Below are 24,672 nucleotides of genomic sequence, written 5' to 3' on the forward strand. Positions count from 1 at the left end.
TTTGTTTCACGGGAAACAACTTCTAGTTAGTCCCGGCGGCTTCCTTAAGCCTATATAGTGCCTCTAGCGCCTCGCGCGGGGTCAGTTCGTCGGGGTGCAGGGCGGTCAGCATGTCGAGCGCCGGGTTCGCGACGGTCTTTTCCGGGGCGGGTTCGTTTTTCGCCGCCGCCGAGAACAGGGGCAGGTCGTCGATCAGCGCCTTGGGCTTGGGGCCGCCTTCGCGTTCGCCCTTTTCCAGGGCTTCCAGGACGACGCGCGCCCGAGACACCACCGAGGCGGGCAGGCCGGCGAGCTGGGCGACCTGGACACCGTAGGAACGGTCGGCCGCGCCTTGCTTGACCTCGTGCAGGAAAATCACCTCGCCCTGCCATTCCTTGACGCTGACGGTGGCGTTTTCGACGCCGGGCAGCTTGCCGGCCAGGGCGGTCAGCTCGTGGTAATGGGTGGCGAAGAGCGCACGGGCGCGGTTGGTTGCGTGCAGGTGTTCGAGCGTCGCCCAGGCGATGGAGAGGCCGTCATAGGTGGCCGTGCCGCGCCCGATCTCGTCGAGGATGACCAGCGCTCGGTCGTCGGCCTGGTTCAGAATGGCGGCGGTTTCGACCATTTCGACCATGAAGGTCGAGCGGCCCCGTGCCAGGTCGTCCGAAGCGCCGACGCGGCTGAAGAGCTGGCTGACCAGGCCGATATGAGCCTCGTCCGCGGGAACATGGCTGCCGGCCTGAGCGAGAAGCGCGATCAGCGCGTTCTGGCGCAGGAAGGTCGACTTGCCGGCCATGTTCGGCCCGGTCAGCAGCCAGATCGCCGCGCCATCGGTGGCGGAGAGGTCGCAGTCATTGGCGACAAAGCTTTCGCCCGCGCGGCGCAGGGCGCGTTCGACCACCGGGTGGCGGCCGCCCGCGATATGGAAGGCGCGGGAATTGTCGACGCGGGGGCGGCACCAGTTCTCGCCGCGCGAGAGATCGGCGAGTGCGGTGGTCAGGTCGAGCTCGGCCAGGGCGCGGGCCGCCTGTGACAGGCGCGGAGCCTGCGCCAGAACCTGCTGCCGAAGCCCTTCGTAGAGCCGCTTTTCCAGCTCCAGCGCATGGTTGCCGGCGTTCAGGACGCGGGTTTCCAGCTCGGACAGCTTGACCGTGGTGAAGCGGACCTGGTTGGCGGTGGTCTGCCGGTGGATGTAGCGTTCGTTCAGCGGGGGCGAGAGCATCTTCTCGGCATGGGTGGCCGTGGTCTCGATGAAATAGCCCAGCACGTTGTTGTGCTTGATCTTCAGCGAGTTGATGCCGGTATCGCGGATATACTCCTGCTGCATCTGGGCGATGACCGAGCGGCCCTCGTCGCGCAGGGCGACGGATTCGTCGAGTTCGGCGTTGTAGCCGCGGGCGATGAAGCCGCCGTCGCGGACCAGCAGCGGCGGTTCGGCCACCAGCGCGGCGTCGAGTTCGGCGGTGAGCGTGTCGAAACCGACCAGGTCGCGGGCGGCCTGCGCCATGGTGCGGGGCAGGTCGCGCCCTTCGGTCATGGCGACGATGGCGCGGGCCTGTTCCAGCCCGGTGCGGATCGCCACCAGGTCGCGCGGGCCGCCACGGTCGAGGCCGAGGCGCGAGAGGGCGCGGTCGAGGTCGGGCGTTTTCTTCAACGCCTCGCGCAGGTCCGTGGCGAGGCGGGTTTCGGCGACGGCGAAGTCGATGGCGTCGAGCCGGTCGTGGATCAGGTCGAGATCGCGCGAGGGGCTGGAGAGGCGCTGTTCCAACAGGCGCGCGCCGCCCGGGGTCACGGTGCGGTCGATCACCGAGAGCAGCGAGCCCTCGCGCCCGCCCGAGAGCGCGCGGGTCAGTTCCAGGTTGCGCCGGGTCGCGGTGTCGATCTGCACCACCCGCGCGGCGGTTTCGCGCACCGGGGCCTGCAGCAGCGGCAGTTTGCCCTTCTGGGTGATTTCCAGATAGTCGACCAGCGCGCCCATGGCCGAGATCTCGGCCCGGGTGAAGGTGCCGAAGGCGTCGAGCGTGGCGACGGTGAAGAGGGTGCAGAGGCGCGATTGGGCGGCGTTGCTGTCAAAGCTCGACCGGCCCAACGGCGAGAGCGAAATGCCCAGATCCTCGGCCAGGGTATAGGGCGCGTCGGGGCTGTCGACGACGACCAGCTCGGACGGGGCGAGGCGGGCGAGTTCCGGCGAAAGGCGGGCGGGGGCGATCTCCATGACGTGGAAGGCGCCTGTGGAGATATCGGCCCAGGCGAGCGCGGCCTCGTCGCGGACCTGCGCATAGGCGGCGAGGAAGTTGTGGCGGCGGGCTTCGAGGAGCGAGTCCTCGGTCAGGGTGCCGGGGGTCACCAGGCGGACAACTTCGCGCCTAACCACCGATTTAGAGCCGCGTTTCTTGGCCTCGGCGGGGTCTTCCATCTGTTCGCAGACGGCGACGCGAAAGCCCTTGCGGATGAGGGTGAGAAAATAGCCCTCGGCGGCGTGAACCGGGACGCCGCACATCGGAATGTCCTGGCCGAGGTGCTGGCCGCGCTTGGTCAGCGCGATGTCGAGCGCCGCCGAGGCGGCGACGGCATCGTCGAAGAACATCTCGTAGAAATCGCCCATGCGATAGAACAGCAGCGCGCCCTCGTGGCCTGCCTTGATCTCGAGATATTGCGCCATCATCGGCGTGACGTTCGACACCCGCACCCCCAATTGTCCGGAACGGGCGGACCTTACAAACCCCGTCGGCGCCGTGAAAGGCGAAAACGCATATCCGTTGTGACGGGCTTCACGCTGAGTTATGAGGAAATCCGCACTGGAGGAGAGGCACCCGATGACGAGGATCCGGATCACCGACGAGGAAGCGCTGGCGTTCCACCTGGAACCGACGCCGGGCAAGTTCGAAATTCGCCCGACGGTACCGATGACCACCCAGCGGGACCTGAGCCTGGCCTATTCTCCCGGTGTGGCGGTGCCCTGCAAGGTGATCGCGAAGGATCCGGAAACCGCCTATGACTATACCAACAAGGGCAACCTTGTCGCGGTGATCTCGAACGGTACGGCGGTGCTGGGGCTGGGCAACCTCGGGGCGCTGGGGTCGAAGCCGGTGATGGAGGGCAAGTCCATCCTGTTCAAGCGCTTCGCCGACGTGAACAGTATCGACATCGAGCTGGATACCGAGGACCCGGACGCCTTCTGCCAGGCGGTCAAGCTGATGGGGCCGACCTTTGGCGGCATCAACCTCGAGGATATCAAGGCGCCCGAGTGCTTCATCATCGAGCAGCGGCTCAAGGAAGAGATGGATATTCCGGTCTTCCATGACGACCAGCATGGCACGGCGGTGATCTGTGCGGCGGGGCTGATCAACGCGCTGCATATCACCGGGAAGAAGATCGAGGACGTAAAGATCGTCCTGAACGGTGCAGGCGCGGCGGGGATTGCCTGTATCGAACTGCTCAAGAGCATGGGCGCGCGGCACGAGAACTGCATCACCTGCGACACCAAGGGCGTGATCTATCAGGGCCGCACCGATGGCATGAACCAGTGGAAGTCGGCCCATGCGGTGAAGACCGAGCTGCGCACGCTGGAAGAGGCGATGGTGGGCGCGGATGTGTTCCTGGGCGTTTCGGCCAAGGGTGCCGTGACCCAGCAGATGGTCATGGACATGGCGCCGAACCCGGTGATCTTTGCCATGGCGAACCCCGATCCCGAGATCACGCCGGAGCAGGCGCATGAGGTGCGGCCCGACGCGATCGTGGCGACGGGGCGGTCGGACTATCCGAACCAGGTCAACAACGTGTTGGGCTTTCCCTACCTGTTCCGCGGCGCGCTCGACATTCATGCGCGGGCGATCAACGACGAGATGAAGATCGCCTGCGCCCAGGCACTGGCCCGGCTCGCGCGCGAGGATGTGCCGGACGAGGTGGCGCTGGCCTATGGCAAGAACCTGACCTTCGGGCGCGACTACATCATTCCGACGCCTTTCGACCCGCGGCTGATCCACCGGATTCCGCCGGCGGTGGCGCGGGCCGGCATGGACACCGGCGCGGCGCGGCGGCCGATCATCGACATGGAAGCCTACGAGCTGTCGCTGAAGGCGCGGATGGACCCGACCGCCAGTATCCTGCGCGGGTTGAACGCGCGTGCCCGGGCGGCACAGTCGAGGATGATCTTTGCCGAGGGTGATGATCCGCGCGTGCTTCGGGCGGCGGTCATGTATCAGCGTTCGGGCCTGGGCACCGCGCTGGTGGTGGGCCGCGAAGATGACGTGAAGAAGAAGCTGGAGGCCGCCGGCCTGGCCGATGCGGTGGGCGAGCTGGAGATCGTGAACGCGGCGAATACCGCGCATCTCGCGACCTACAAGGAATTTCTCTACAACCGGCTGAACCGCAAGGGCTATGACGCGCAGGACATCCACCGCCTTGCGGCGCGGGACCGGCATGTCTTTGCCTCGCTGATGCTGGCGCATGGCCATGGCGACGGGCTGGTAACCGGGGCGACGCGGAAGTCGGCCCATGCGCTGGAGCGGATCTGCCATGTGTTCGACGCCGATGCCTCGCATGGGGCGGTCGGGATCACCGCGCTGCTGCACAAGGGCCGGATCGTGCTGATCGGCGATACGCTGGTGCATGAGTGGCCCGAGGCCGAGGACCTGGCGACCATCGCGGAACGCGGCGCCCAGGTGGCGCGCCACATGGGGTTGGAGCCGCGCGTGGCCTTCGTGAGCTTCTCGAACTTCGGCTATCCGATGTCGGAGCGGGCCGAGAAGATGCACCGCGCGCCCGCCGTGCTGGAAAAGCGCGGCGCCGACTTCGAGTTCGAGGGCGAGATGACCGTCGACGTCGCGTTGAACCCGCAGGCGCAGGCGGCCTATCCGTTCTCGCGCCTGACCGGGCCGGCGAATATCCTGGTGGTGCCGGCGCGGCACTCGGCTTCGATTTCGGTCAAGCTGATGCAGGAGATGGCGGGGGCGACGGTGATCGGGCCAATCCTTGTCGGGGTCGACAAGCCGATCCAGATCGCCTCGACGGTGTCGACGGCGAATGACATCCTGAACATGGCCGTCCTGGCCTCGTGCAAGATCGGCTAGGAGGCTTCGGGGATGCGGATCGCGATGTGGTCGGGGCCGCGCAATCTGAGCACGGCGATGATGTATTCCTTCGGCAACCGCGCGGATTGCGCGGTTGTCGACGAACCGTTCTATGCCTGTTATCTCGCGCGGACCGGGCTGGAGCATCCGATGCGGGCCGAGGTGATGGCGGCGCAGTCGGACGACCCGGAAACCGTTGTACAGAGCCTGATCGGGCCGGTTCCGGGCGGGCGGGCGCATTTCTACCAGAAGCACATGTGCCACCACATGGTCGACGGGGTGCCGCGCGACTGGATGGGGGCGATGCGCAATGTCTTCCTGATCCGCCACCCGACGCGGGTGATCGCGAGCTATACCGAGAAGCACGATGCGCTGACGCTCGAGGGGATCGGTTTCGTGCAGCAGGCGCAGATGTTCGACGAGGTGGCCGCCGCGGGGGGCGACCCGCTGGTGATCGACAGCCACGACATTCGCGCGAACCCCGAGGCGATGCTGCGCCGGCTGTGCGAGGCGCTGGGGTTGGAGTGGGACGCGGGGATGCTGCGCTGGCCATCGGGCGGGCATCCGCAGGACGGCGCCTGGGCGCCGCATTGGTATGGGGCGGTGCATCGCTCGACCGGGTTTGCCGGGGCCGAGGGCGCCTTGCCGGAACTGGCGGGCGCGGCGGCGGAACTAGCGGAGGCGGCGATGCCGTTCTACCGCCGTTTGGAAGCGGTCAAGCTTTAGGGTTCAGTCCAGCGTTGCCATGAGTTCGGCGTGCCGCGCGGTGTAGGCCGCGCGCACCTCGGTTGGCGGGCGCAGGTGCAGCCTGAGGCCGGAAATCAGGCTCTGATCGGGCTTTCCGAACAGTTTGTTGGCCTCGGCGACCGAGAACCCGGCGAGTTGCGTGGCCTCCATCCAGGCGCTGACCTGGTCGGCCTTCTTGATCTGTTTCTTGACCTGGACCGGCAGTACGGCGGGCAGGCCGAAGCGGATGTGGATCGCCGCGGTCAGCCGCTGGTCGAGGTCGCCATAGCCCGGGCCGACCGCCGCCTTGACCGGCGAGATCATGTCGCCGATCACGTATTCCGGCGCGTCGTGCAGCAGGGCGGCCAGTTGCCAGCGGACCGGCGGGCTGGTCCAGATCCGGGTGAACAGGGTTTCGACCAGCAGCGAGTGTTCGGCCACCGAATAGGCGAAGTCGCCATGGGTCTGCCCGTTCCAGCGCGCGACGAAGGCGAGGCCGTGGGCGATATCCTCGACCTCGATATCCACCGGGGTCGGGTCGAGCAGGTCGAGCCTGCGGCCGGACAGCATCCGCTGCCATGCCCGCGCCTGTGTTGCCATCGTGACACACTCCTGTGACTTTGCCATCTTTTCGCCACAATTCGGGCGCAGCCTTGCCTTCATCGAAGACCCGCGCTGCCACGCAGGATCACGACATTTGGGCCAGAAGGCCCGGCGTGTCGCAGCGGCATCTTCGATAGACTGGGGGGCACGTTAATCCTCCCGGCGTGCCCCCCAGCTTCATACTGGTATGAAAAGGGGCACAAGATGTTCAAGGGATTACTTGCGGCAACGCTTGTTGTCGCCGGACTGGCCTTGCCCGCATCGGCGCAGAATTGCGCGAAGCGCGACCTGGTGGTCGAGCGGCTGAAAGTGCAGTTCTCGGAGCAGCTGACGGCGGGCGGGTTGCAGGGCACCTCGCCGGTCGAGACGTTGCTGGAGGTCTGGGCCTCGCCCGAGACGGGAACCTTCACCATCCTCATGACCAATCCGAACGGGCTGAGCTGCATCGTCGCGGCGGGCACGGATTTCTTCAGCGGGCCGGTGAAGGCGGGGGCGGTGGCGCAGCAGGGCTGAGGCGGCGGCTTTGGGGCCAGCGGATTGCGCGTTTGGGGCAGGAATGCTAGACGCGCGCCAGACCCAAGGAGATTTTTGCCGTGACTCAGGAATATGTCGTCAAGGACATCGCCCTCGCCGACTTCGGTCGCAAGGAACTCGATATCGCTGAAACCGAGATGCCGGGCCTGATGGCCCTGCGCGAAGAATATGGTGCGAAACAGCCGCTGAAGGGCGCGCGGATCGCCGGATCGCTGCACATGACGATCCAGACCGCCGTTCTGATCGAAACCCTGGTGGCGCTGGGCGCCGATGTGCGCTGGGCGTCGTGCAACATCTTCTCGACCCAGGACCACGCCGCCGCCGCGATTGCCGCCACCGGCACGCCGGTCTTCGCCGTGAAGGGCGAGACGCTGGAGCACTACTGGACCTATACCGACCAGATCTTCCAGTTCGCCGAAGGCGGCGCGAACATGATCCTCGACGATGGCGGCGATGCGACGCTCTACATCCTCATGGGGGCCCGCGTCGAAGAGGGCGAGACCGACCTGATCGCCACGCCGACCTCGGAAGAAGAGGAATACCTCTTTGCCCAGATCAAGAAGCGCATGGCCGCGACCCCCGGCTGGTTCGTCAAGCAGCGCCACATGATCAAGGGCGTCTCGGAAGAGACCACCACCGGCGTTCACCGTCTTTACAAGATGATGGAGAAGGGCCACCTGCCGTTCCCCGCCATCAACGTCAATGACTCGGTCACCAAGTCGAAATTCGACAACAAGTATGGCTGCAAGGAATCGCTGGTCGACGGTATCCGCCGTGCCACCGACACCATGATGGCCGGCAAGGTTGCGGTGGTCTGCGGCTATGGCGACGTGGGCAAGGGCTCGGCCGCTTCGCTGCGGGGCGCCGGCGCGCGGGTGAAGGTGACCGAGGTCGACCCGATCTGCGCATTGCAGGCGGCGATGGACGGTTACGAGGTGACGCTGCTGGAAGACGAAGTCGCCAGCGCCGATATCTTCATCACCACCACCGGCAACAAGGACGTCATCCGTCTCGAGCATATGCGCGAGATGAAGAACATGGCGATCGTCGGCAACATCGGCCACTTCGACAACGAGATCCAGGTTGCCGCGCTGAAGAACCACAAGTGGACCAACATCAAGGACCAGGTGGACATGATCGAGATGCCCTCGGGCAACAAGATCATCCTGCTGTCGGAAGGCCGCCTGCTGAACCTCGGTAACGCCACCGGCCACCCGTCGTTCGTGATGTCGGCCAGCTTCACGAACCAGGTGCTGGCGCAGATCGAGCTGTGGACCAAGGGCGACGAATACGAGAACCAGGTCTATATCCTGCCCAAGCACCTCGACGAGAAGGTCGCGCGGCTGCACCTGGGCCGGATCGGCGTCAAGCTGACCAAGCTCCAGCCCGAGCAGGCGGCTTATATCGGCGTCGCGCCGGAAGGCCCGTTCAAGCCGGAACACTATCGCTACTGATTATCGCGGGATGCGAGGAAGCGGCGCTCTCCGAAAGGGGGGCGCCGTTTTCGTTTGGGCCGATTTGAAGCGAATTCTTGGGGCTATTTCTTTGCCTAGCGGGAGGTCGCGCGTTAGGACTGCGCATCGGCCAGTACGGCCGGAACCGGATTCAGATGCGTGTGGTGAGACGGGAGCACGCGGGTGAAGGAGGGTTCCGGTGTTTGGCCGGCCCTCCGATCCGCGTCTGTATCGGCCCGATCAGGGCTTTGTCGCGCCCAGGCCGCAGACCAGCCGCCATTCGTCTTCGGTCACCGGCTGCACGGACAGGCGCGAGTTTTTCACCAGCACCATGTCGGCCAGGCGCGGGTCGGCCTTGATCTGGTCGAGCGTCACCGGCTTGACGAAGGGCCGCGCCGCGCGCACATCGACGCAATCCCAGCGTTCGTCGTCGGTCGAACTGTCGGGATGCGCCGGGGCGCAGACCTCGACGATGCCGACCACCGCCTTGTCGGTCTGCGAGTGGTAGAAGAAGCCAAGGTCGCCGACCTGCATGGCGCGCATGAAGTTGCGGGCCTGGTAGTTGCGCACGCCGTCCCATTCCTGGCCGGCATCGCCCTTGGCGACCTGGTTGTCCCAGCTCCAGGTCTCGGGTTCGGATTTGAACAGCCAGTAGGCCATGTCTTTGTCCTTTCGTCCTGAGAGGTCACTCTTCCTTGAGCGAGCGGGCCAGCAGTTGCGCCATGATGGAGGGCAGCGTCTCGCGCCCGTCGACAAGGGAGGCCACGGCATGGGTGATGGGCAGGTCGATGCCGCGATAGGCGGGGGCGGCGGCGATGGCGCGGGCGGTGGCGGCGCCTTCGACGGTTACGGTGGCGTCAAAGGTCTCGCCCCGGCCGATGGCGAGGCCGAGTTGGTAGTTGCGCGACATTTCCGAGGTGCAGCTGAGGGTGAGGTCGCCAAAGCCCGAGAGGCCCGCCAGGGTTTCGGGCCGTGCGCCGCGCGCGGCGGCGATGCGCAGCATCTCGGCATAGCCGCGGGTCATCAGGGCGGCGCGGGCGCTGTTGCCAAGGCCCGCGCCGATGACCGCGCCGCAGGCGATGGCCATGACGTTCTTGAGCGCGCCGCCGAGTTCCGCCCCGGCGGTGTCGGTGGTGCGGTAGAGGCGCAGGGTTTCGGTGCTGAGTGCCCTTTGCAGAGCCTGTACATGGTCCGGATCGGCGCAGGCGAGGGTGAGCGCGGTGGGCAGGCCGCGGGCAATTTCCCCGGCGAAGCTGGGGCCGGTGAGGATGGCCGCGATTGCGCCCGGCACGGCCTCGGCGATGACGCCGGTGGGGCCGAAGCCGGTGGCAAGCTCGATGCCCTTGCAGCAGGCGACCAGCGGGCGGTTGCCCAGCTGTGCGTGGTGTTCGGCCAGCGCCGCCCGCATCTGCTGCATCGGCATGGCCAGCAGCAGCACGTCGGCGTTGGCGAGGTCGGCGAAATTGGCGGTGGGGGTCACGGTTTCGGGCAGGTCGGCGCCGGGCAGGCGGGCCTCGTTGCGGCGCTCGGCGGCCATGCGCGCGGCCTGATCTGCCGAACGCGACCAGAGCGTGACCGGCCCCTTGCGCCCCAGCGCGATGGCGAGCGCGGTGCCGAAGGCGCCGGCGCCGGCGATGCCGACCCTCATGCCTTGGCCCCCTTCTTGCCGCTGCCGACCAGCGCGGCCTGCGAGGTGTCGAGCGGCCAGCGCGGGCGGGCCGAAAGGGTGAGATCGTGGCGCACACCGTCTTCGAAGAGCTCGATGCCGGCATAGGCGATCATCGCGGCGTTGTCGGTGCAGAGCTTCAGCGGCGGGGCGACGAATTGCGCGCCGAGGTCGGCGGCGACCGCTTCGAGGCGGGCGCGGATCGCCATGTTGGCGGCCACACCACCGGCGACGGCGACGCAGGGGGTGACGGGGTTTTCGGCCAGGTAGCGGGCAAGCGCGCGGCGCATCCGGTCGGCCAGCACGTCGCAGACGGCGGCCTGGAAGCTGGCGCAGATATCGGCGCGGTCGGCGCGGGTAAGGCCGCCGAATTCGGCCACCAGCGCGTCGCGGGTGCGCAGGACGGCGGTTTTCAGCCCCGAGAAGGAGAGGTTGCAGTCGTCGCGGTCGATCAGCGGGCGGGGCAGGGGAAAACGCTTGGGGTTGGCGCCCATGGCCTCGCGTTCGATCGAGGGGCCGCCGGGCTGGGGCAGGCCCAGCAGGCGGGCGACCTTGTCGAAGGCCTCGCCGGGGGCGTCGTCGATGGTGCCGCCGAGGCGGGTGAAATCCTGCGGGCCGCGCACGATCAGGAACTGGCAATGCCCGCCCGAGACCAGCAGCATGAGGTAGGGATATGCGATGGCGTCGGTCAGGCGCGGGGTCAGGGCGTGACCGGCGAGGTGGTTGACCCCGACCAGCGGCAGGCCGGTGGCGGCGCTGAGGCCCTTGGCGCACATCACGCCCGACAGCACGCCGCCGATCAGGCCGGGGCCCGAGGTCACGGCGATGGCGTCCATGTCGTTGAGCGTCAGCCCGGCATCGTCGAGCGCCTGCCGCACCGCAACGTCGAGCTTTTCGGCATGGGCGCGGGCGGCGATTTCCGGAACCACGCCGCCGAAGGCGTCGTGCAGGCCGGTCTGGCCGATGACGACCGAGGCAAGAACCTCGGCCCCGCTGGCCGAGCGGCGCACGACGGCGGCCGCGGTGTCGTCGCAGCTGCTCTCGAGTCCCAGCATGGTGAGGGTGTCTGTCATGGGCCTGCGCGGTTGCATCACTCCAGTGGTGGAGGTATCACCCAATGTCCCTGCTCACAATCCCGAGCCCGCCGATGCGACCCGTCCTGCTGCTGACGCGGCCCCGCGCGTCTTCCCTTGCCTTCGCCGAAGCCCTGCCCGCCGAGATGCGTGACCGGGTCGAGGTGGTGATTTCGCCGCTGATGGAGATCGAACCCCTTGTACAGAGCCTTGATCTGGGTGCTGCGCGGGGGATCGTGTTCAGCTCGGCCAATGCGGTTCGGGCGGTTGCGCCGCTTGTGACGGACCGCAGCCTGCCGTGCTTTTGCGTGGGTGAGGTGACGGCCGAAGTCGCGCGCGAGGCCGGTTGGGATGCCCGCGCGATGGGCGCGACGGCGGACGAACTGGTGCCGGCGCTGCTCCGGGAAGGCCCGGCGGGGCCGCTGGTGCACCTGGTGGGCCAGCATCGGCGCGGCGACATCGCCGGGCGGCTGAGCCAGGGCGGGATCGAGACGCGGGCGGTGCCGGTCTATGCCCAGCCGCTGCGCGATCTGAACGATGCGGCGCGCGCCGCGCTGGCGGGCGAACTGCCCGTGATCGCGCCGCTGTTCTCGCCCCGCACGGCGCGACACTTTGCCGGGCTGGCCCGCGGAACGGCGCCGATCCATGCGGTCGCGATGAGCGAGGCGGTGGCGGAGTCCTTGAATTCCTTGAATTTTGCTTACATCTCAGTAGCAGAGCACCCCGACGCCCAGAGCATGGTCCAAGCCATAGGCGATTGCCTTGGCCGGATCAGCCGGGTTGAGGGGGTCCGGCCTGCGCAGTAGTCTTGAGTCCTGGCGCGGCAGGTCATTTCAGATTCGAAGGGGTTAACAACGGTGGCAAGCGATCCGAAGTCCGAGTCCGAGATAGACGGCGATCCGATTTCGGCGAGCGAGCCCGCGGCTGCGGAAACCGAGACCGAAACGCCGCTCGAAGAGACGGTGGAGACCCCCGAACCCCCGGCGGAACAGCCGGAGGCGATCCCCGAGCCGGTGGCTTCCTCCCAACCCGAACCGCGACGCGGTGGATTTGGCCCGGCCCTGCTGGGTGGCGTCGTTGCCGCCGCACTGGGGCTGGTTGCTGGCAAGGCAGGGATCATCGATCCGCTGCTGCCGCCAAGCTGGCGCGAGGCGGATTACACCGCGCAGATCGACAAGCTGGAGAGCACGCTCGCCAACCAGGCGGGCGAGATGGGCGCACTGCGCGAGCAGGTGGTGGCGATCAAGATGCCCGACACCGGGCCGCTGTCTAAGCAGATCGAGGCTCTTTCCGGTGCCGTGACGCCGCTGGGCGGCCAGCTTTCGGAGCTAACCTCGGCGGTTTCGGCGCTGGAGGCGCGGATCGATGCGCTGGAGAAGCGGCCGATCAGCGAAGGCGTCTCGCAGAGTGCCATCGACGCCTACGAGCGCGAATTGACCCGGATGCGCGAGGCCCTGGCCGAGCAGCGCGCCGAGGTCGACAATTACATCGCCCAGGCGCGCAGCATGGAGGCCGAGGCCGGCCAGTCGCGCCAGCTGGCGGCGCAGCGCAATGCGCTGACGCGGTTGCAGACGGCGTTGATCGGTGGCGAGCCCTATGCGGAGGTGCTGGGCGACCTGCGGGATGCGGGCCTCGACGTGCCGGCGCCGCTGGCCGACTCTGCCGAGACGGGCGTGACCACGTTGGCCGCGCTGCGCGCCGGTTTCCCGGAGGCCGCGCGCGAGGCGCTGGCCGCGGCGCGCGAGGCGACGCGCAAGCAGGACGCGGGGTTCAGCGCCTTCCTGGCCCGCCAGTTCGGCGCGCGCTCGGTAGAGCCGCGTGCCGGCGACGACCCCGACGCGGTGCTGTCGCGGGCCGAGGCGGCGGTGACCGACGGGCGGATCGACACGGCGCTGCAGGAACTCGACACCCTGCCGGACGTTGCCAAGGCGCAGATGGCCGGATGGATCGCCGAGGCGAGCCGGCGTCAGGCTGCCATGGGCGCGGCCGACGCGCTTTCACAATCGCTGGCTTCGAAGTGAGGGGACACACATGCTCTGGTCACTGATCAAGATCCTCTTCTTCGTCGCCCTGGTCGCGGCGCTGACGCTGGGGGCCACCTACCTTATGGAGGCGGGCGGCGGGGTTCGCGTGACCTTTGCCGGGACGGAATACACGCTGGGGCCGTTGCAGTCGGTGATCGGGCTGCTGGCCCTGCTGCTGGCGCTTTGGGTGCTGCTCAAGCTGCTGTCGCTGAGCGTTGCGGTGCTGCGCTTCCTCAGCGGCGACGAGACCGCCGTGTCGCGCTATTTCGACCGCGGGCGCGAGCGCAAGGGGTATCAGGCGCTGGCCGACGGGCTGATGGCGCTGGCCTCGGGCGAGGGGCGGCTGGCCATGTCCAAGGCCGCGAAGGCCGAGAAATACCTGCGCAAGCCCGAGCTGACCAACCTGCTGACCGCGCAGGCGGCCGAGATGAGTGGCGATACCCGCAAGGCGGCCGAGACCTACAAGAAGCTGATCGCCGACGACTCCACCCGCTTTGTCGGGGTGCGCGGGATCATGAAGCAGAAGCTGGCCGAGGGCGACACCGAGACGGCGCGCAAGCTGGCCGAGAAGGCGTTCCAGCTGAAGCCGCGCCACGAGGAGACGCAGGACGTGCTGCTGAAGCTGCAGGCCGAGGCGCATGACTGGGCCGGTGCGCGCAGCACGCTGAACGCCAAGCTCAAGGCCGGGAACCTGCCGCGCGACGTCTATACGCGGCGCGAGGCGGTGCTGGCGCTGTCCGAGGCGAAAGAGCTGCTGGACGACGAGACCAGCGTCGAGACGCGCGAGAAGGTGATCGAGGCCAACCGGCTGTCGCCCGACTTGGTGCCGGCGGCGGCGCTGGCGGCGGGCAGCTATGTCCGCAAGGGCCAGCCGAAATACGCGGTGCGGATCCTCAAGAAGGCCTGGGAGGCGCAGCCGCATCCCGACCTGGCGGCCGCCTTTGCCCAGATCGAGCCGAACGAGACGCCGCAGGAGCGGCTGAAACGCTTCCAGCTGCTGACCAAGATCCACCCGGAGCACGCCGAGACCAAGCTGCTGCTGGCCGAGCTGAACCTCGTGGCCGAGGACTTCCCCGCCGCGCGGCGCGCGCTGGGCGACCTGGCGCAGGCCTCGGGGGCGGATGCGCGGGCGCTGACGCTGATGGCGGCGATCGAACGGGGCGAGGGTGCGTCGGATGCCATCGTCAACGGCTGGCTGGCGCGGGCGCTGAATGCGCCGCGCGGGCCGCAGTGGGTCTGCGACAACTGCCAGCATATCCACGCCGACTGGCAGCCGGTCTGCGAGAACTGCGGCGGTCTCGACACCCTGAGCTGGCGCGCACCGCATTACTCGGATGTTCCGACCGCGACGGGCGTTCACATGCTGCCTCTGATCGTCGGTGCGCCGACCCGTGCCGAGGCTGAGGCGACCACGGACATTCCCGATGCCGAACTGGTGCCGGAGGACGACACCGCCGAACCGCAGCAGCGGCAGGAAAATTAGCCCTTTCCTGCCGCCGCCGGCGATGCTAAACGCCGCCGCACCAGGGCCGCTGTAGCTCAGCTGGTAGAGCACGTCATTCGTAATGATGGGGTCGGGGGTTCGAGTCCCTTCAGCGGCACCAACTTGAAACATGGGTTTTCAAGTCCATCGCATATCTGAAGCATGATGCGATAATCTCGTCCTCCTGCACCGGTGCCTGCAGAGGCATGGCATCTCCAGGCTACCGGATGTTAAAGGCGACAAGCCGAAACGTCAGCGCTTCCAGCGCTGTTCCATCGGCTTCTTTCACATTGGTAGCTCCGCAGTGCAGAGGGCCGAGGGCAAACTCTATCCCTCCGTGGCAATCGACCGAACGAGCAAGTTCGCGGTCATCCAGCGCGTCGAAAGGGCCGACATGAAGACCACCTTATGAAACGATATTTACAGCCGGATACGATCCAACTCCTCCCTGTGTGACCTTAAGCCGGTAGAAGCCACGATGATGACCAACAGTGGATTCTACCGGCGCATGGCGGACGTTCGGCTCATGGGTCAGCTGCCGACATGGTGCTGGTTTGAGCAGGTTAACCGAGTATGTCTAAGCCGCCATGTCACTCTTGCCGCGCAGCAGGTCGTAGGTGCGGTCGGGCACGGCAAAGCGGTCGCCGTAGAGCTCGGCCAGTTGCCGTGCACGGGTGGCGAAATGGTCGATGCCCTCGCCGCGGATGAACTGGATGGCGCCGCCGGTATGGGCCGGGAAGCCGATCGCCATGATTCCGCCGAGGTTGGCTTCGATCTCGGTATTCAGCACGCCTTCGTCCAGGCAGCGCAGTGTCTCGATGGCCTGGCGGTAGAGGATACGGTCTACTGCATCCTTGATGCCGATCTCGGCATTGCCCCTGGCGAACTGCGCCAGTCCCGGCCAGAGCGTCCGCTTGCCTTCGCTGTCATAGTCGTAGAAGCCGCCGCCGTATTGCCGCCCGCCGCGGCCCATGGCGATCATCGGGTCGGTCACGGCGACGGTGGCGGTGTTGTGGCGGCCAAAGCCGCTGTCGACGCCCAGCCGCTGGTCGAGCGCCGCGTGGGTCTTGCGGACCTTCTGGCCGAGGATCAGCGAGACCTCGTCGAAGACCTGGAGCGGGCCGACGGGCATTCCGGCCAGCCACGCCGCCCGCTCGATGGCGGCGGGGGCCATGCCGTCGACCAGCAGTTGCAGACCTTCGTCCATGAAGGTGCCGAAGACGCGGCTGGTGAAGAACCCGCGTGAATCGTTCACCACGATGGGCAGGTAGCCGATCTGCTGGACATAGTCATAGGCCTTGCGCAGCGTGTCCTGGCTGGTTTTCGCGCCCATGATGATCTCGACCACCTTCATGCGGTCGACCGGGCTGAAGAAATGCAGGCCGATGAAGCGGGTCGGGTCGGGGCAGGCCTCGGCCAGGATCGAGATGGGCAGGGTCGAGGTGTTCGAACCATAGATCCCTTCGGGCGTCAGCATCGGCCAGGTTTCGGCGATGACCTTTTCCTTGAGGTCAATATCCTCGAACACCGCCTCGATGACGATGTCGATGGTGCCGGGCGCGGCGTTTTCGGTTGCCGGGGTGATCTGGCCCAGCAGTGCGTCCCGCCTGGCCTCGTCCATGCGCCCTCGCTTGATCGCGCCGGCGCAGAGCTTTTCCGAATGCGCCTTGCCCCGTTCGGCATTGGCGAGGTCGGTGTCCTTGAGCAGGGTCTGGATGCCGCGTGCGGCCTGGGCATGGGCGATGCCCGATCCCATCATGCCGGCCCCGAGCACCGCCGCCGAAGTGGCCTTCCATGGCGCGCCTTCCGGGCGCACTTTGCCCGAGCGGATTGCCTGCATTCCGAAGAAGAAGGTGGAGATGGCCGCTTTGGCCTCTTTCGAGGCCATCAGGCCGATGAAGCGGCGGGTTTCCATGCGCAGTGCGGCGTTGAAATTCATCCGCATCGAGTTCACCGCGACGTCGAGGATCTTCTCGGGCGCGGGCAGCAGGCCGCGGGTCTTCTGGTAGAGCATCGCCGAGGAGGCCTGGATGATCTGCCGGTTCTTCGGGGCGAGCGTGTCGCCGCCGGGATAGCGGAAGCCCTTCTGGTCCCAGGGCTGCACATGCGCCGTGGGGTTCGCGCGGATCCAGGCCTTGGCGGCGGGGATCAGCTGGTCGGCGGTCTCGACGATCTCGTCGACCATGCCGGCGGCGAGCGCATCGGCGGGCTGCACCTGCTTGCCTTCCAGCAGGTAGGGCAGGGCCTTTTCCAGCCCGAGCAGGGCGGTCAGGCGGACGACGCCGCCGGCGCCGGGCAGCAGGCCCAGCGTCACCTCGGGCAGGCCGACCACCGCCTTGGGCGAGTTCAGCACGATGCGGCGGTTGCTGGCGAGGCAGAGCTCGTAGCCGCCCCCCAGCGCCGCGCCGTTGATCGCGGCGACCACCGGAACGGGCAGCTTTTCCAGCCGCCGGTAGACCGCCTTGTTGGCCTCGATGAAGGCGAAGCTCTGCTCGTCGGCGGTTTCGGTGGCGAGGATGTCATGCAGGTCGCCGCCGGCAAAGAAGGTCGACTTGGCCGAGGCGAAGACCACGCCGGTCAGCCCCGGCTCGGCCTCGAGCCGGTCGCAGATGGCGCGCATTCCCGGCTCGAAGCGGGCGTTCATGGTGTTGGCCGACTGGCCCTGCATGTCCATGGTGACGGTGACGATGCCGTCGGCGTCCTTGTCCCAGATGAAATCCTGCATCGCTTCCTCCCTCACAGCCGTTCGATGATCGAGGCGATGCCCATGCCGCCGCCGACACACATGCAGATCAGCGCGCGTTTCAATCGGCGCCGTTCCAGTTCGTCGAGCATGGTCGAGACCAGGCAGCCGCCGGTTGCGCCCAGCGGGTGGCCCATGGCGATGGCGCCGCCGACGACGTTCAGCTTCTCGTCCGGCACGTCGAGGTCGCGTTGCAGGCGCAGGGCCACCGAGGCGAAGGCCTCGTTGATCTCGACCAGGTCGATGTCGTCGATGGTCAGCCCGGCCTTGGCCAGCGCCTTGAGCGAGGCGGGGCCGGGGCCGGTGAGCATGATCGTCGGTTCGGTCGCGGTGAGCGCGATCGAGACGACGCGGCCGCGCGGGTCGAGGCCGATGTCCTTGCCCGCCTGTTCGCTGCCGACCATCACCAGCGAGGCGCCGTCGACGATGCCCGAGGAATTGCCGGGGGTATGTACGTGGTTGATCCGCTCGACCTGGGGATACTTGGCCAGCGCCACCGCGTCGAAGCCCATGGCGCCGGGGCCGGCAAAGCTCGGTTTCAGCGCACCCAGTTTCTGCATGTCGGTATCGGACTTGATGAAATCGTCCTTGGCCAGGATCACCAGCCCGTTCTCGTCGCGCACCGGCACGACCGAGCGGTCGAACCAGCCGGACTCGCGGGCATGGGCGGCGCGTTTCTGGCTTTCCAGGGCAAAGGCGTCGACGTCGTCGCGCGACCAGCCTTCGAGCGTGGCGATCAGGTCGGCGCCGATGCCCTGCGGCACGAAGCCGGTGACGATGGCGGTTTCTGGGTCTTCGGCGAAGGGGCCGCCGTCGGCCCCCATCGGCACCCGCGACATCGACTCGAACCCGCCTGCGCAGACCAGGTCTTCCCAGCCCGAGGCGACCTTGGCGGCGGCGGTGTTGAAGGTGTCGAGGCCCGAGGCGCAGAAGCGGTTCACCTGGGCGCCGGGCACGGATTCATCCCAGCCGGCCTTCTGCAGCGCGATCTTCGGCAGCACCGCGCCCTGTTCCATGACCGGGGCCACGCAGCCCAGCATGACGTCGTCGACACGCGCGGTGTCGAGGTCGTGGCGCTGCTGCATCTCGGCCAGCAGCGTGGTGACAAGGTTGATCGGCTTCACCTCGTGCAGGGTGCCGTCGCCCTTGCCCTTTGATCTCGGGGTGCGGATGGCATCGTATATATAGGCCGTTGCCGCCATGGTCCTCTCCTCCTGGTAACGCCCGCCTAATTCGTGTCGAACACGAAGATATGGGGCAGCGGGTTCAATTCGCGTTGGGTGATTTCGCTGGCTTCGGCCAGATCTATGCCGATGCCGCGCAGGATGATCTCGGCGGTGTCGCTGCCGGCCTGGCGCCAGGTCCGGCGCCCGTCGAGCACCAGCGACATCGCCCCGAAGGTGGCGCCGCCAGCGGTGGCGGTGATCGAGGCGACCTGGTCGCGGTGGAACCGGAACCGGCCCGCGGCCAGGCCCCGGCGCAGCTCGGCGGCGGGCATTTCGCTCCAGAAGTTGCCGAGCCTGGGCTCCATCATGGCGTAGCGCGCGATGAAGCGGCCCCAGTGCGGATCGTCATGCACCCGGCGCACGCAGAGCCGGATCGCGGCCGAGAGCTTCTCGGCGGGATCGGTCATGCCCGTGCAGGCCTCGGCCATGGTCTGGCGGAACTCCAGGGCCACCGCATCGCAAACCGAGGAGAACAGATCCGACGGGTTGTCGAGGTTGTTGTAGATGGTGCCGCGCGACAGCCCTGCCTCTCGGGCAAGCTCGCTGACCGGGATCGAGGTGCCGCCCTCCTCGGCGAAGATACGCAGAGCAGATTGATGGATGCGCTGGGTGGCGGTGTTCATCAGGGCGGAAAATCTCGGGAGAAACAGGATTGACTAAAATTAGACACACCTGTTTAAATTGTGTCAATAGCGTTCATTGCCGAACTGGGGAGGTGACGGCATGGATACCGGATTACCCGCCGTGGCCGCGCGCGGGGTGGGCTGATGGAGCTTCTTCAGCTTGCCGTCGGCGGCCTTGCGAATGGTTGTATCTACGGCCTCGTCGCGCTTGGCTTCGTGATGATCTACAAAGCCAGCGAAGGGGTCAATTTCGCCCAGGGCGACATGATGATGCTTGGCGCCTTCGTGGCGCTTGGGCTGGGGAATGGCGATCATCTTGGCCTGCCCTTCGTGCTGGCGGTGCCGCTTGCCATGGCAGTCATGTTCTGCGTGGGCTGGGGGGTCGAGCGTGTCGTGGTGCGGCGCATCTTCGGCCAGCCGCAATTCGCGCTGGTGATCCTGACCATCGCCATGGGCTTTGTCTTCCGCTTCGTCGCCGGTGCGGTCTTTGGCTATACGCCGCTGGTGATGGAGACGCCCTACGGCGGGCAGAACCTGAACCTGGGCGGGGTGGTGATCGGCTATGCCGACCTGATCGCCATTGCGGTGACCATCGTTCTGACCGTGGCGCTCTGGGCCTTTTTCGCCTTCACCCGGATCGGGCTTGCGGCGCAGGCGGCCAGCCAGAACCAGCTGGCGGCCTATATCGTCGGGGTGCCGGTGATGCGGGTGAACTCGCTGATCTGGGGCCTGTCGGGGGCGGTGGCGACGGTGGCGGGGGTGCTCTATGCCTCGCGCGGGGCGATCGACCCGAACATCGGGCTTCTGGGCATCAAGGCCTTTGCCGCGGCGGTGATCGGCGGGCTGGGGTCCCTGCCGGGCGCGCTGCTGGGCGGGCTGATCGTCGGGCTGGTGGAACCCATCGCCGGCCGCTACGCGCCGGGCGAGGTGGCGCAGATGTCGCCCTATATCCTGATGCTCGTGGTGCTGCTCACCCGGCCCAGCGGCCTTATCAGCCAAGTCCAGATGAAGAAGGTCTGAGCCATGCGGGTGATCTTCAAGACCAGCTACGACCGCGACATCGACCTGCATGAACACGGCTGGGAGCGCGCCCGGATGGCGCTGCTGCTGGGGGTGATGGCGCTGCTGCCCTTCGTGCTGGGCGAATATTACCTGGCCGAGGCGGTGAACACGTTGATCTGGGCGCTGGCCGGGATGGGGCTGATGATTGCGGTCGGGCATACCGGGCAGGTGAGCCTTGGACATGCCGCCTTCCTTGCGGTGGGGGCCTATGCCGAGGCGGCGCTGATGAACGCGGGGCTGCCCTTTCTTGTCAGCTTTCCGCTGGCCGGGCTGATCGCCGGGGTCTTCGGCGGGCTGATCGCGCTGCCGGCCGCGCGGATGTCGGGCATCTACCTTGCCATCGCGACGCTGGCGGTCTTCGTGATCGTCGAGGAGCTGGTGATCCTGCTGGAACCGATCACCGGCGGCGTCGGCGGGCAGATGGCGCCCTCGATCACGATCCTGGGCATCGGTTTCGACCGCTACGGCGCGCTGGCGAATTTCTACTGGCTGTGCCTTGCCGTCGTGGCGCTGACCACCTGGGGCTATGCCAACCTGCTGCGCAGCCCGACCGGCCGCGCCTTCCTGGCGGTGCGCGACAGCGAGGTTTCGGCCCGGGCGCTGGGCGTCAACGTCACCCGCACCCGCGCGCTGGCCTTCGGCCTGTCGGCCGGGGTCACCGGCCTGGCCGGGGCGCTGATGGGGCATTACATCGGCTACTTCAATTACGAGCTGTTCTCGATCTTCATCTCGATCAACCTGCTGCTGGTGGTCACCATCGGGGGCCTCGGGTCGATCCAGGGGGCCTTTCTGGGCGCGATCCTGATCACCGGGGTGCCGCAGCTGATCGCGATCCTGCGCGACAACCTGAAGGCCGGGGTGGGCATCGACCTGTCGGCGGTGCCGGGCCTTGATACGCTGATCTTCTCGCTCATCCTGATCGGCTTCATCATCTACGAGCCGACGGGGCTGTATGGACGCTGGCTCAAGCTGCGGGCCTGGATCGAGCTGTTCCCATTGGCGCGGCGCGACATGTTCCGACGCCAGAAGAGCTATCTCAAGACGGAGCGGATGCGATGAGCCTGCTCGAAGTCGACGATCTCGCCATCCACTTCGGCGGCGTGAAGGCGGTGGACGGCATCTCGTTCGCGGTCGAGCCGGGCGAGGTCTTTGCCATCATCGGCCCGAACGGCGCCGGCAAGTCGACCATCTTCAACCTGATCTCGCGCATCTACGAACCAACGCGGGGCAGGATCCGGTTTGACGGGCAGGACATCACCAGGCTGCGGGCGCATGACATCGCCCGCCTTGGCATCGCGCGGACCTTCCAGAACATCGAGCTGTTCGACCATTCCACGGTGCTGGCCAACCTGCTGATGGGGCGGCACAGCCACCGGGCGACCAATGTGGTGCAGGATATCCTGTTCCTGCCCAAGGTGCGCCGCGAGGAGCGGGCGCATCGGCGCAAGGTCGAGGAGGTGATCGAGTTCCTGGAGCTCGAGGCCTATCGCGGCAAGATGATCGCCGGGCTGCCCTATGGCGTGCGCAAGGTGGTCGAGATCGGCCGCGCCCTGGCGATCGGCCCGCGTCTGATCCTGCTGGATGAACCCGCCTCGGGGCTGTCGGTGGAGGAGACGCAGGACATGGCCTTCTGGATCGAGGACATGCGCCGCGAGATGGGGCTGACGGTGCTGATGGTCGAACACGACATGTCGCTGGTGACCCAGGTCTGCGACCGCGTGCTGGCGGTGGCGAACGGGCGGCCGCTGGCGCTGGGCACGCCCGCCGAGGTGCAGGGGCACCCGGACGTGCAGGCCGCCTACCTTGGAACGGAGCGGGCGTCATGAGCGTGCTTTCGGTGCGCAACCTCGAAGCCTTCTACGGCGCGATCAAGGCGCTGCGCGGGGTGTCGATCGACGTCGAACAGGGCGAGATCGTCGCCATCCTGGGTGCGAACGGTGCCGGTAAGACGACGCTGATGAAGACCATCGCGGGGTTGATGGACCCCGGCAAGGGCAGCATCACGTTCCTGGGCGAGGAAATCGCCGGGGTGGACCCGGCGCGGCTAGTGGCGCGGGGCATCTCGCTGGTGCCCGAAGGGCGCGAGGTCTTTCCCTATCTCACCGTCGAGGAGAACCTGCGGCTGGGCGCCTTCACCCGCAAGGGTGGCGCGCAGGACGATCTCGACCTGGTCTATGGCTATTTCCCGATCCTGCAGGAGCGCCGGCGGCAGGCGGCCGGGTTCCTCTCGGGCGGGCAGCAGCAGATGCTGGCGATCGGGCGCGGCCTGATGGCGCGGCCGAAGCTGATGATGCTGGACGAACCGAGCCTTGGCCTGTCGCCGCTGCTGACCACCGAGATCTTCGAGATCATCGCGCGGCTGAACGCCGAGCAGGGGGTGACCATGCTGCTGGTCGAGCAGAACGCCCATATCGCGCTCGAGACGGCGCACAAGGGATACGTGCTGGAAATGGGGCGCATCATGATGTCGGGCCCGACCGAGCGGCTCAAGGCCTCGGAGGACATCCAGGAATTCTACCTCGGCCGCACCGAGGCGACCGAGCGCGGCCAGAAGCGGTGGAAGAGGCGCAAGACATGGAGATAGCCCGCATCGACGCCGAAGAGGTCATCGCCTTTGACGGCCATGCTACCATCGTCTCGCTCTGGGCCGACCGCTGTGCCCGGTACAGTGACCGGGTCTGTCACCGCGCCAAGGAACTGGGCATCTGGCAGTCGTATTCCTGGCGCGACTACTACGAGACCGCGCGCAAGATCGGGCTGGGGCTGCTGCAGCTGGGCGTGACGCGCGGCGAGCCGGTGCTGATCCTGGCCGAGGACCGGCGCGAATGGCTGTACTGCGACCTCGCCGCCGCCTCGATCGGGGCGATCCCCACCGGGGTCTATACCACCGACAGCCCGCAGCAACTGGCCTATCTGGCGCAGGACAGCGGCGCGCGGGTGCTGTTCGTGGAGAATGACGAACAGCTCGACAAGTGGATCGCCCTGCGCGCCGAGATGCCGGGCATCGAGCATGTCATCGTCTTCGACCGCGACGGGCTGGCCGACTTCGCGCATCCCAGGGTGATGTTCCTGGACGCCCTCGTCGCGCTGGGCGAGGCCGACCCCGACCCGGAGCGTTTCGAGCGGGCGCTGCGCGCGGTCCGACCCGAGGAGCCGCGGATGCTGATCTATACCTCGGGCACCACCGGGCCGCCCAAGGGCGCGATCCTGACCCATCGCAACATGATCTTCCAGCTGGTTGCGGGCAGCTCGATGCTGGACTTCCACGAAACCGACAACCTGCTCTGCTTCCTGCCGCTGTGCCATGTGCTGGAACGGCTGGTCTCGGTCGAGGCGCCGCTGGCGCATGGAGCGGTGGTGAACTTCGCGGAAAGCCCCGAAACCGTGTTCGAGAACCTGCAGGAGGTCTCGCCCGATGTCTTTGCCGGGGTGCCGCGGATCTGGGAAAAGATCTATTCCCGCGTGATGATCATGCGCTCGGAGGCCGGGCCGGTGGGCGCGCGCGCCTTCGACTGGGCGCTGCGCGTCGGCGCGCGCCGGGCCGGGGCCGCGCGGCCTTCGCCCTGGCTGCGCCTGCAACATGGGCTGGCCGACCTGCTGGTGCTGGGCAACCTGCGCCGGATGCTGGGGCTGTCGAAGGCCCGCCGCGTCACCTCGGGGGCGGCGCCGATCTCGCCCGAGCTGATCGGCTGGTTCGCTGCCATCGGTGTGCCGCTGGTCGAGGGCTTCGGCATGACCGAGACCGCCGGCGTGGCGACGATCAACACCACGGACGACAACAGGGTCGGCACCGTCGGCGCGCCGCTGCCGGGGGTGAGGCTGCGCATCGACGACACGGGCGAGCTGCTGGTCGGCGGCCCCGGCGTCTTTGCCGGCTACTGGAAGCGACCCGAGAAGACCGCCGAGACGATCACGCCGGACGGCTGGCTGCGCACGGGCGACCTGGGCCGGATCGGCAATGACGGCCACCTGACCATCACCGGCCGGATGAAAGACCTCATCATCACCGCCGGGGGCAAGAACATCACCCCGGCCGAGATCGAGAACAAGCTGAAGTTCTCGCCCTATATCGCGGATGCGGTGGTGATCGGCGACCGGCGCAAATACCTGACCTGCCTGGTGATGATCGACCAGGAGAACGTCGAGAAATTCGCCCAGGACCGGCAGGTGCCCTTCTCGGATTTCGCCTCGCTCACCCGCGCGGCCGAGGTGCGCGAGCTGATCGGCAGCGTGGTGAGCGAGACCAACCGGCAGTTTGCCCAGGTCGAGCAGATCAAGGATTTCCGCCTGATCGAGATCCAGCTCACCGCCGAGGACGAGGAGCTGACGCCTACGATGAAGCTGAAACGGGATTTCGTGAGCCGGCGCCACGCGGCGCTGATCGACGAGATGTATTGACCCTTG

At 67.1% G+C, this 24,672-nt stretch carries 20 protein-coding genes, 1 tRNA gene and 1 pseudogene; 14 read left to right on the forward strand and 8 right to left on the reverse strand.

The window, feature by feature from the left end; genetic code table 11:
• Window positions 1–22: 22 nt before the first annotated feature.
• Window positions 23–2,644, reverse strand: a complete 2,622-nt coding sequence (gene mutS / locus IE266_RS01880) for a DNA mismatch repair protein MutS (protein WP_189678753.1) — start codon at window positions 2,642–2,644, stop codon at window positions 23–25.
• 151 nt (window positions 2,645–2,795) lie between these two features.
• Here mutS and IE266_RS01885 point away from each other — a divergent pair, with 151 nt between their 5' ends.
• Together IE266_RS01885 and IE266_RS01890 are read left to right on the forward strand one after the other, a co-directional pair.
• The gene (locus IE266_RS01885; RefSeq protein ID WP_189678334.1) at window positions 2,796–5,051 is read left to right on the forward strand and encodes an NADP-dependent malic enzyme; all 2,256 of its coding nucleotides are present in this window, start codon (window positions 2,796–2,798) and stop codon (window positions 5,049–5,051) included.
• A gap of 12 nt (window positions 5,052–5,063) precedes the next feature.
• Window positions 5,064–5,777 carry a sulfotransferase-like domain-containing protein gene (locus IE266_RS01890; RefSeq protein ID WP_189678335.1) on the forward strand — a complete coding sequence of 238 codons (714 nt, stop codon included), beginning with the start codon at window positions 5,064–5,066 and terminating at the stop codon, window positions 5,775–5,777.
• 3 nt (window positions 5,778–5,780) lie between these two features.
• Here the strand turns inward: IE266_RS01890 and IE266_RS01895 are convergent, their stop codons facing one another.
• Window positions 5,781–6,377 carry an HD domain-containing protein gene (locus IE266_RS01895; protein WP_189678336.1) on the reverse strand — a complete coding sequence of 199 codons (597 nt, stop codon included), beginning with the start codon at window positions 6,375–6,377 and terminating at the stop codon, window positions 5,781–5,783.
• Window positions 6,378–6,584: 207 nt separating this feature from the next.
• Here IE266_RS01895 and IE266_RS01900 point away from each other — a divergent pair, with 207 nt between their 5' ends.
• Entirely contained in the window at window positions 6,585–6,893 is a 309-nt protein-coding gene (locus IE266_RS01900; protein ID WP_189678337.1) for a hypothetical protein, read from the forward strand.
• Window positions 6,894–6,973: 80 nt separating this feature from the next.
• The gene (gene ahcY / locus IE266_RS01905; protein ID WP_189678338.1) at window positions 6,974–8,368 is read left to right on the forward strand and encodes an adenosylhomocysteinase; all 1,395 of its coding nucleotides are present in this window, start codon (window positions 6,974–6,976) and stop codon (window positions 8,366–8,368) included.
• Between the two features lie 240 nt (window positions 8,369–8,608).
• Here the strand turns inward: ahcY and IE266_RS01910 are convergent, their stop codons facing one another.
• The 3 genes from IE266_RS01910 to tsaD are packed head-to-tail and all read right to left on the reverse strand — an operon-like array spanning window position 8,609 to window position 11,107.
• Window positions 8,609–9,028 (reverse strand): EVE domain-containing protein, encoded by a 420-nt coding sequence (locus tag IE266_RS01910; RefSeq protein WP_189678339.1) that lies wholly within the window; start codon window positions 9,026–9,028, stop codon window positions 8,609–8,611.
• Window positions 9,029–9,053: 25 nt separating this feature from the next.
• Complete coding sequence (locus tag IE266_RS01915; protein ID WP_189678340.1) at window positions 9,054–10,016, reverse strand: NAD(P)H-dependent glycerol-3-phosphate dehydrogenase; 963 nt, start codon at window positions 10,014–10,016, stop codon at window positions 9,054–9,056.
• Window positions 10,013–11,107 carry a tRNA (adenosine(37)-N6)-threonylcarbamoyltransferase complex transferase subunit TsaD gene (gene tsaD, locus IE266_RS01920; protein ID WP_189678341.1) on the reverse strand — a complete coding sequence of 365 codons (1,095 nt, stop codon included), beginning with the start codon at window positions 11,105–11,107 and terminating at the stop codon, window positions 10,013–10,015. Before tsaD ends, IE266_RS01915 begins: the two co-directional genes overlap by 4 nt.
• A gap of 44 nt (window positions 11,108–11,151) precedes the next feature.
• On the opposite strand from tsaD, the gene IE266_RS01925 reads away from it, so the two are divergent.
• The 5 genes and pseudogenes from IE266_RS01925 to IE266_RS26815 all read left to right on the forward strand — a co-directional run.
• Window positions 11,152–11,913: a uroporphyrinogen-III synthase gene (locus IE266_RS01925; RefSeq protein WP_189678342.1), complete on the forward strand. Its 762-nt coding sequence runs from the start codon at window positions 11,152–11,154 to the stop codon at window positions 11,911–11,913.
• Between the two features lie 51 nt (window positions 11,914–11,964).
• Window positions 11,965–13,128 carry a COG4223 family protein gene (locus IE266_RS01930; protein ID WP_189678343.1) on the forward strand — a complete coding sequence of 388 codons (1,164 nt, stop codon included), beginning with the start codon at window positions 11,965–11,967 and terminating at the stop codon, window positions 13,126–13,128.
• A gap of 10 nt (window positions 13,129–13,138) precedes the next feature.
• Complete coding sequence (locus tag IE266_RS01935; RefSeq protein ID WP_189678344.1) at window positions 13,139–14,614, forward strand: heme biosynthesis protein HemY; 1,476 nt, start codon at window positions 13,139–13,141, stop codon at window positions 14,612–14,614.
• 45 nt (window positions 14,615–14,659) lie between these two features.
• Window positions 14,660–14,735 (forward strand) — tRNA-Thr (locus IE266_RS01940).
• Between the two features lie 63 nt (window positions 14,736–14,798).
• Window positions 14,799–15,005, forward strand: a pseudogene (locus IE266_RS26815) (IS481 family transposase); the annotation flags it as partial.
• A gap of 186 nt (window positions 15,006–15,191) precedes the next feature.
• Here the strand turns inward: IE266_RS26815 and IE266_RS01945 are convergent.
• From IE266_RS01945 to IE266_RS01955, 3 genes are read right to left on the reverse strand one after another with little or no spacing between them, the layout of a single operon-like run.
• Window positions 15,192–17,339, reverse strand: coding sequence for a 3-hydroxyacyl-CoA dehydrogenase NAD-binding domain-containing protein (locus IE266_RS01945; protein WP_189678345.1), 2,148 nt, complete (start codon window positions 17,337–17,339; stop codon window positions 15,192–15,194).
• 11 nt (window positions 17,340–17,350) lie between these two features.
• Entirely contained in the window at window positions 17,351–18,559 is a 1,209-nt protein-coding gene (locus tag IE266_RS01950; protein WP_189678346.1) for an acetyl-CoA C-acetyltransferase, read from the reverse strand.
• A 26-nt stretch (window positions 18,560–18,585) separates the two neighbouring features.
• The gene (locus IE266_RS01955; protein WP_189678347.1) at window positions 18,586–19,206 is read right to left on the reverse strand and encodes a TetR/AcrR family transcriptional regulator; all 621 of its coding nucleotides are present in this window, start codon (window positions 19,204–19,206) and stop codon (window positions 18,586–18,588) included.
• Between the two features lie 144 nt (window positions 19,207–19,350).
• Between IE266_RS01955 and IE266_RS01960 the strand changes: the two genes are divergently transcribed.
• From IE266_RS01960 to IE266_RS01980, 5 genes are read left to right on the forward strand one after another with little or no spacing between them, the layout of a single operon-like run.
• On the forward strand, window positions 19,351–20,226 hold the full coding sequence (locus IE266_RS01960; RefSeq protein ID WP_189678348.1) for a branched-chain amino acid ABC transporter permease: 876 nt from the start codon (window positions 19,351–19,353) through the stop codon (window positions 20,224–20,226).
• Between the two features lie 3 nt (window positions 20,227–20,229).
• Entirely contained in the window at window positions 20,230–21,327 is a 1,098-nt protein-coding gene (locus IE266_RS01965) for a branched-chain amino acid ABC transporter permease (protein WP_189678349.1), read from the forward strand.
• A complete protein-coding gene (locus IE266_RS01970; protein WP_189678350.1) occupies window positions 21,324–22,094 on the forward strand; it encodes an ABC transporter ATP-binding protein in 771 nt (256 codons plus the stop codon). The genes IE266_RS01965 and IE266_RS01970 overlap by 4 nt, the downstream gene beginning before the upstream one ends.
• Complete coding sequence (locus IE266_RS01975; protein ID WP_189678351.1) at window positions 22,091–22,852, forward strand: ABC transporter ATP-binding protein; 762 nt, start codon at window positions 22,091–22,093, stop codon at window positions 22,850–22,852. Before IE266_RS01970 ends, IE266_RS01975 begins: the two co-directional genes overlap by 4 nt.
• Window positions 22,843–24,666: an AMP-dependent synthetase/ligase gene (locus IE266_RS01980; RefSeq protein WP_189678352.1), complete on the forward strand. Its 1,824-nt coding sequence runs from the start codon at window positions 22,843–22,845 to the stop codon at window positions 24,664–24,666. The genes IE266_RS01975 and IE266_RS01980 overlap by 10 nt, the downstream gene beginning before the upstream one ends.
• Window positions 24,667–24,672: the final 6 nt, after the last annotated feature.

Source organism: Seohaeicola zhoushanensis, assembly GCF_014656415.1.
Taxonomy (GTDB): domain Bacteria; phylum Pseudomonadota; class Alphaproteobacteria; order Rhodobacterales; family Rhodobacteraceae; genus Seohaeicola_A; species Seohaeicola_A zhoushanensis.

Bases quoted from the DNA above. Each gene is read 5' to 3' on its own strand.
- IE266_RS01890 (WP_189678335.1), top strand. From the start codon at position 5,064: ATGCGGATCGCGATGTGGTCGGGGCCGCGCAATCTGAGCACGGCGATG.
- IE266_RS01925 (WP_189678342.1), top strand. From the start codon at position 11,152: ATGTCCCTGCTCACAATCCCGAGCCCGCCGATGCGACCCGTCCTGCTG.
- mutS (WP_189678753.1), bottom strand. From the start codon at position 2,644: ATGATGGCGCAATATCTCGAGATCAAGGCAGGCCACGAGGGCGCGCTG.
- IE266_RS01895 (WP_189678336.1), bottom strand. From the start codon at position 6,377: ATGGCAACACAGGCGCGGGCATGGCAGCGGATGCTGTCCGGCCGCAGG.
- tsaD (WP_189678341.1), bottom strand. From the start codon at position 11,107: ATGACAGACACCCTCACCATGCTGGGACTCGAGAGCAGCTGCGACGAC.
- IE266_RS01975 (WP_189678351.1), top strand. From the start codon at position 22,091: ATGAGCGTGCTTTCGGTGCGCAACCTCGAAGCCTTCTACGGCGCGATC.
- IE266_RS01955 (WP_189678347.1), bottom strand. From the start codon at position 19,206: ATGAACACCGCCACCCAGCGCATCCATCAATCTGCTCTGCGTATCTTC.
- IE266_RS01885 (WP_189678334.1), top strand. From the start codon at position 2,796: ATGACGAGGATCCGGATCACCGACGAGGAAGCGCTGGCGTTCCACCTG.
- IE266_RS01960 (WP_189678348.1), top strand. From the start codon at position 19,351: ATGGAGCTTCTTCAGCTTGCCGTCGGCGGCCTTGCGAATGGTTGTATC.
- IE266_RS01915 (WP_189678340.1), bottom strand. From the start codon at position 10,016: ATGAGGGTCGGCATCGCCGGCGCCGGCGCCTTCGGCACCGCGCTCGCC.
- IE266_RS01900 (WP_189678337.1), top strand. From the start codon at position 6,585: ATGTTCAAGGGATTACTTGCGGCAACGCTTGTTGTCGCCGGACTGGCC.
- IE266_RS01980 (WP_189678352.1), top strand. From the start codon at position 22,843: ATGGAGATAGCCCGCATCGACGCCGAAGAGGTCATCGCCTTTGACGGC.
- IE266_RS01970 (WP_189678350.1), top strand. From the start codon at position 21,324: ATGAGCCTGCTCGAAGTCGACGATCTCGCCATCCACTTCGGCGGCGTG.
- IE266_RS01910 (WP_189678339.1), bottom strand. From the start codon at position 9,028: ATGGCCTACTGGCTGTTCAAATCCGAACCCGAGACCTGGAGCTGGGAC.
- IE266_RS01950 (WP_189678346.1), bottom strand. From the start codon at position 18,559: ATGGCGGCAACGGCCTATATATACGATGCCATCCGCACCCCGAGATCA.
- IE266_RS01935 (WP_189678344.1), top strand. From the start codon at position 13,139: ATGCTCTGGTCACTGATCAAGATCCTCTTCTTCGTCGCCCTGGTCGCG.
- IE266_RS01965 (WP_189678349.1), top strand. From the start codon at position 20,230: ATGCGGGTGATCTTCAAGACCAGCTACGACCGCGACATCGACCTGCAT.
- IE266_RS01945 (WP_189678345.1), bottom strand. From the start codon at position 17,339: ATGCAGGATTTCATCTGGGACAAGGACGCCGACGGCATCGTCACCGTC.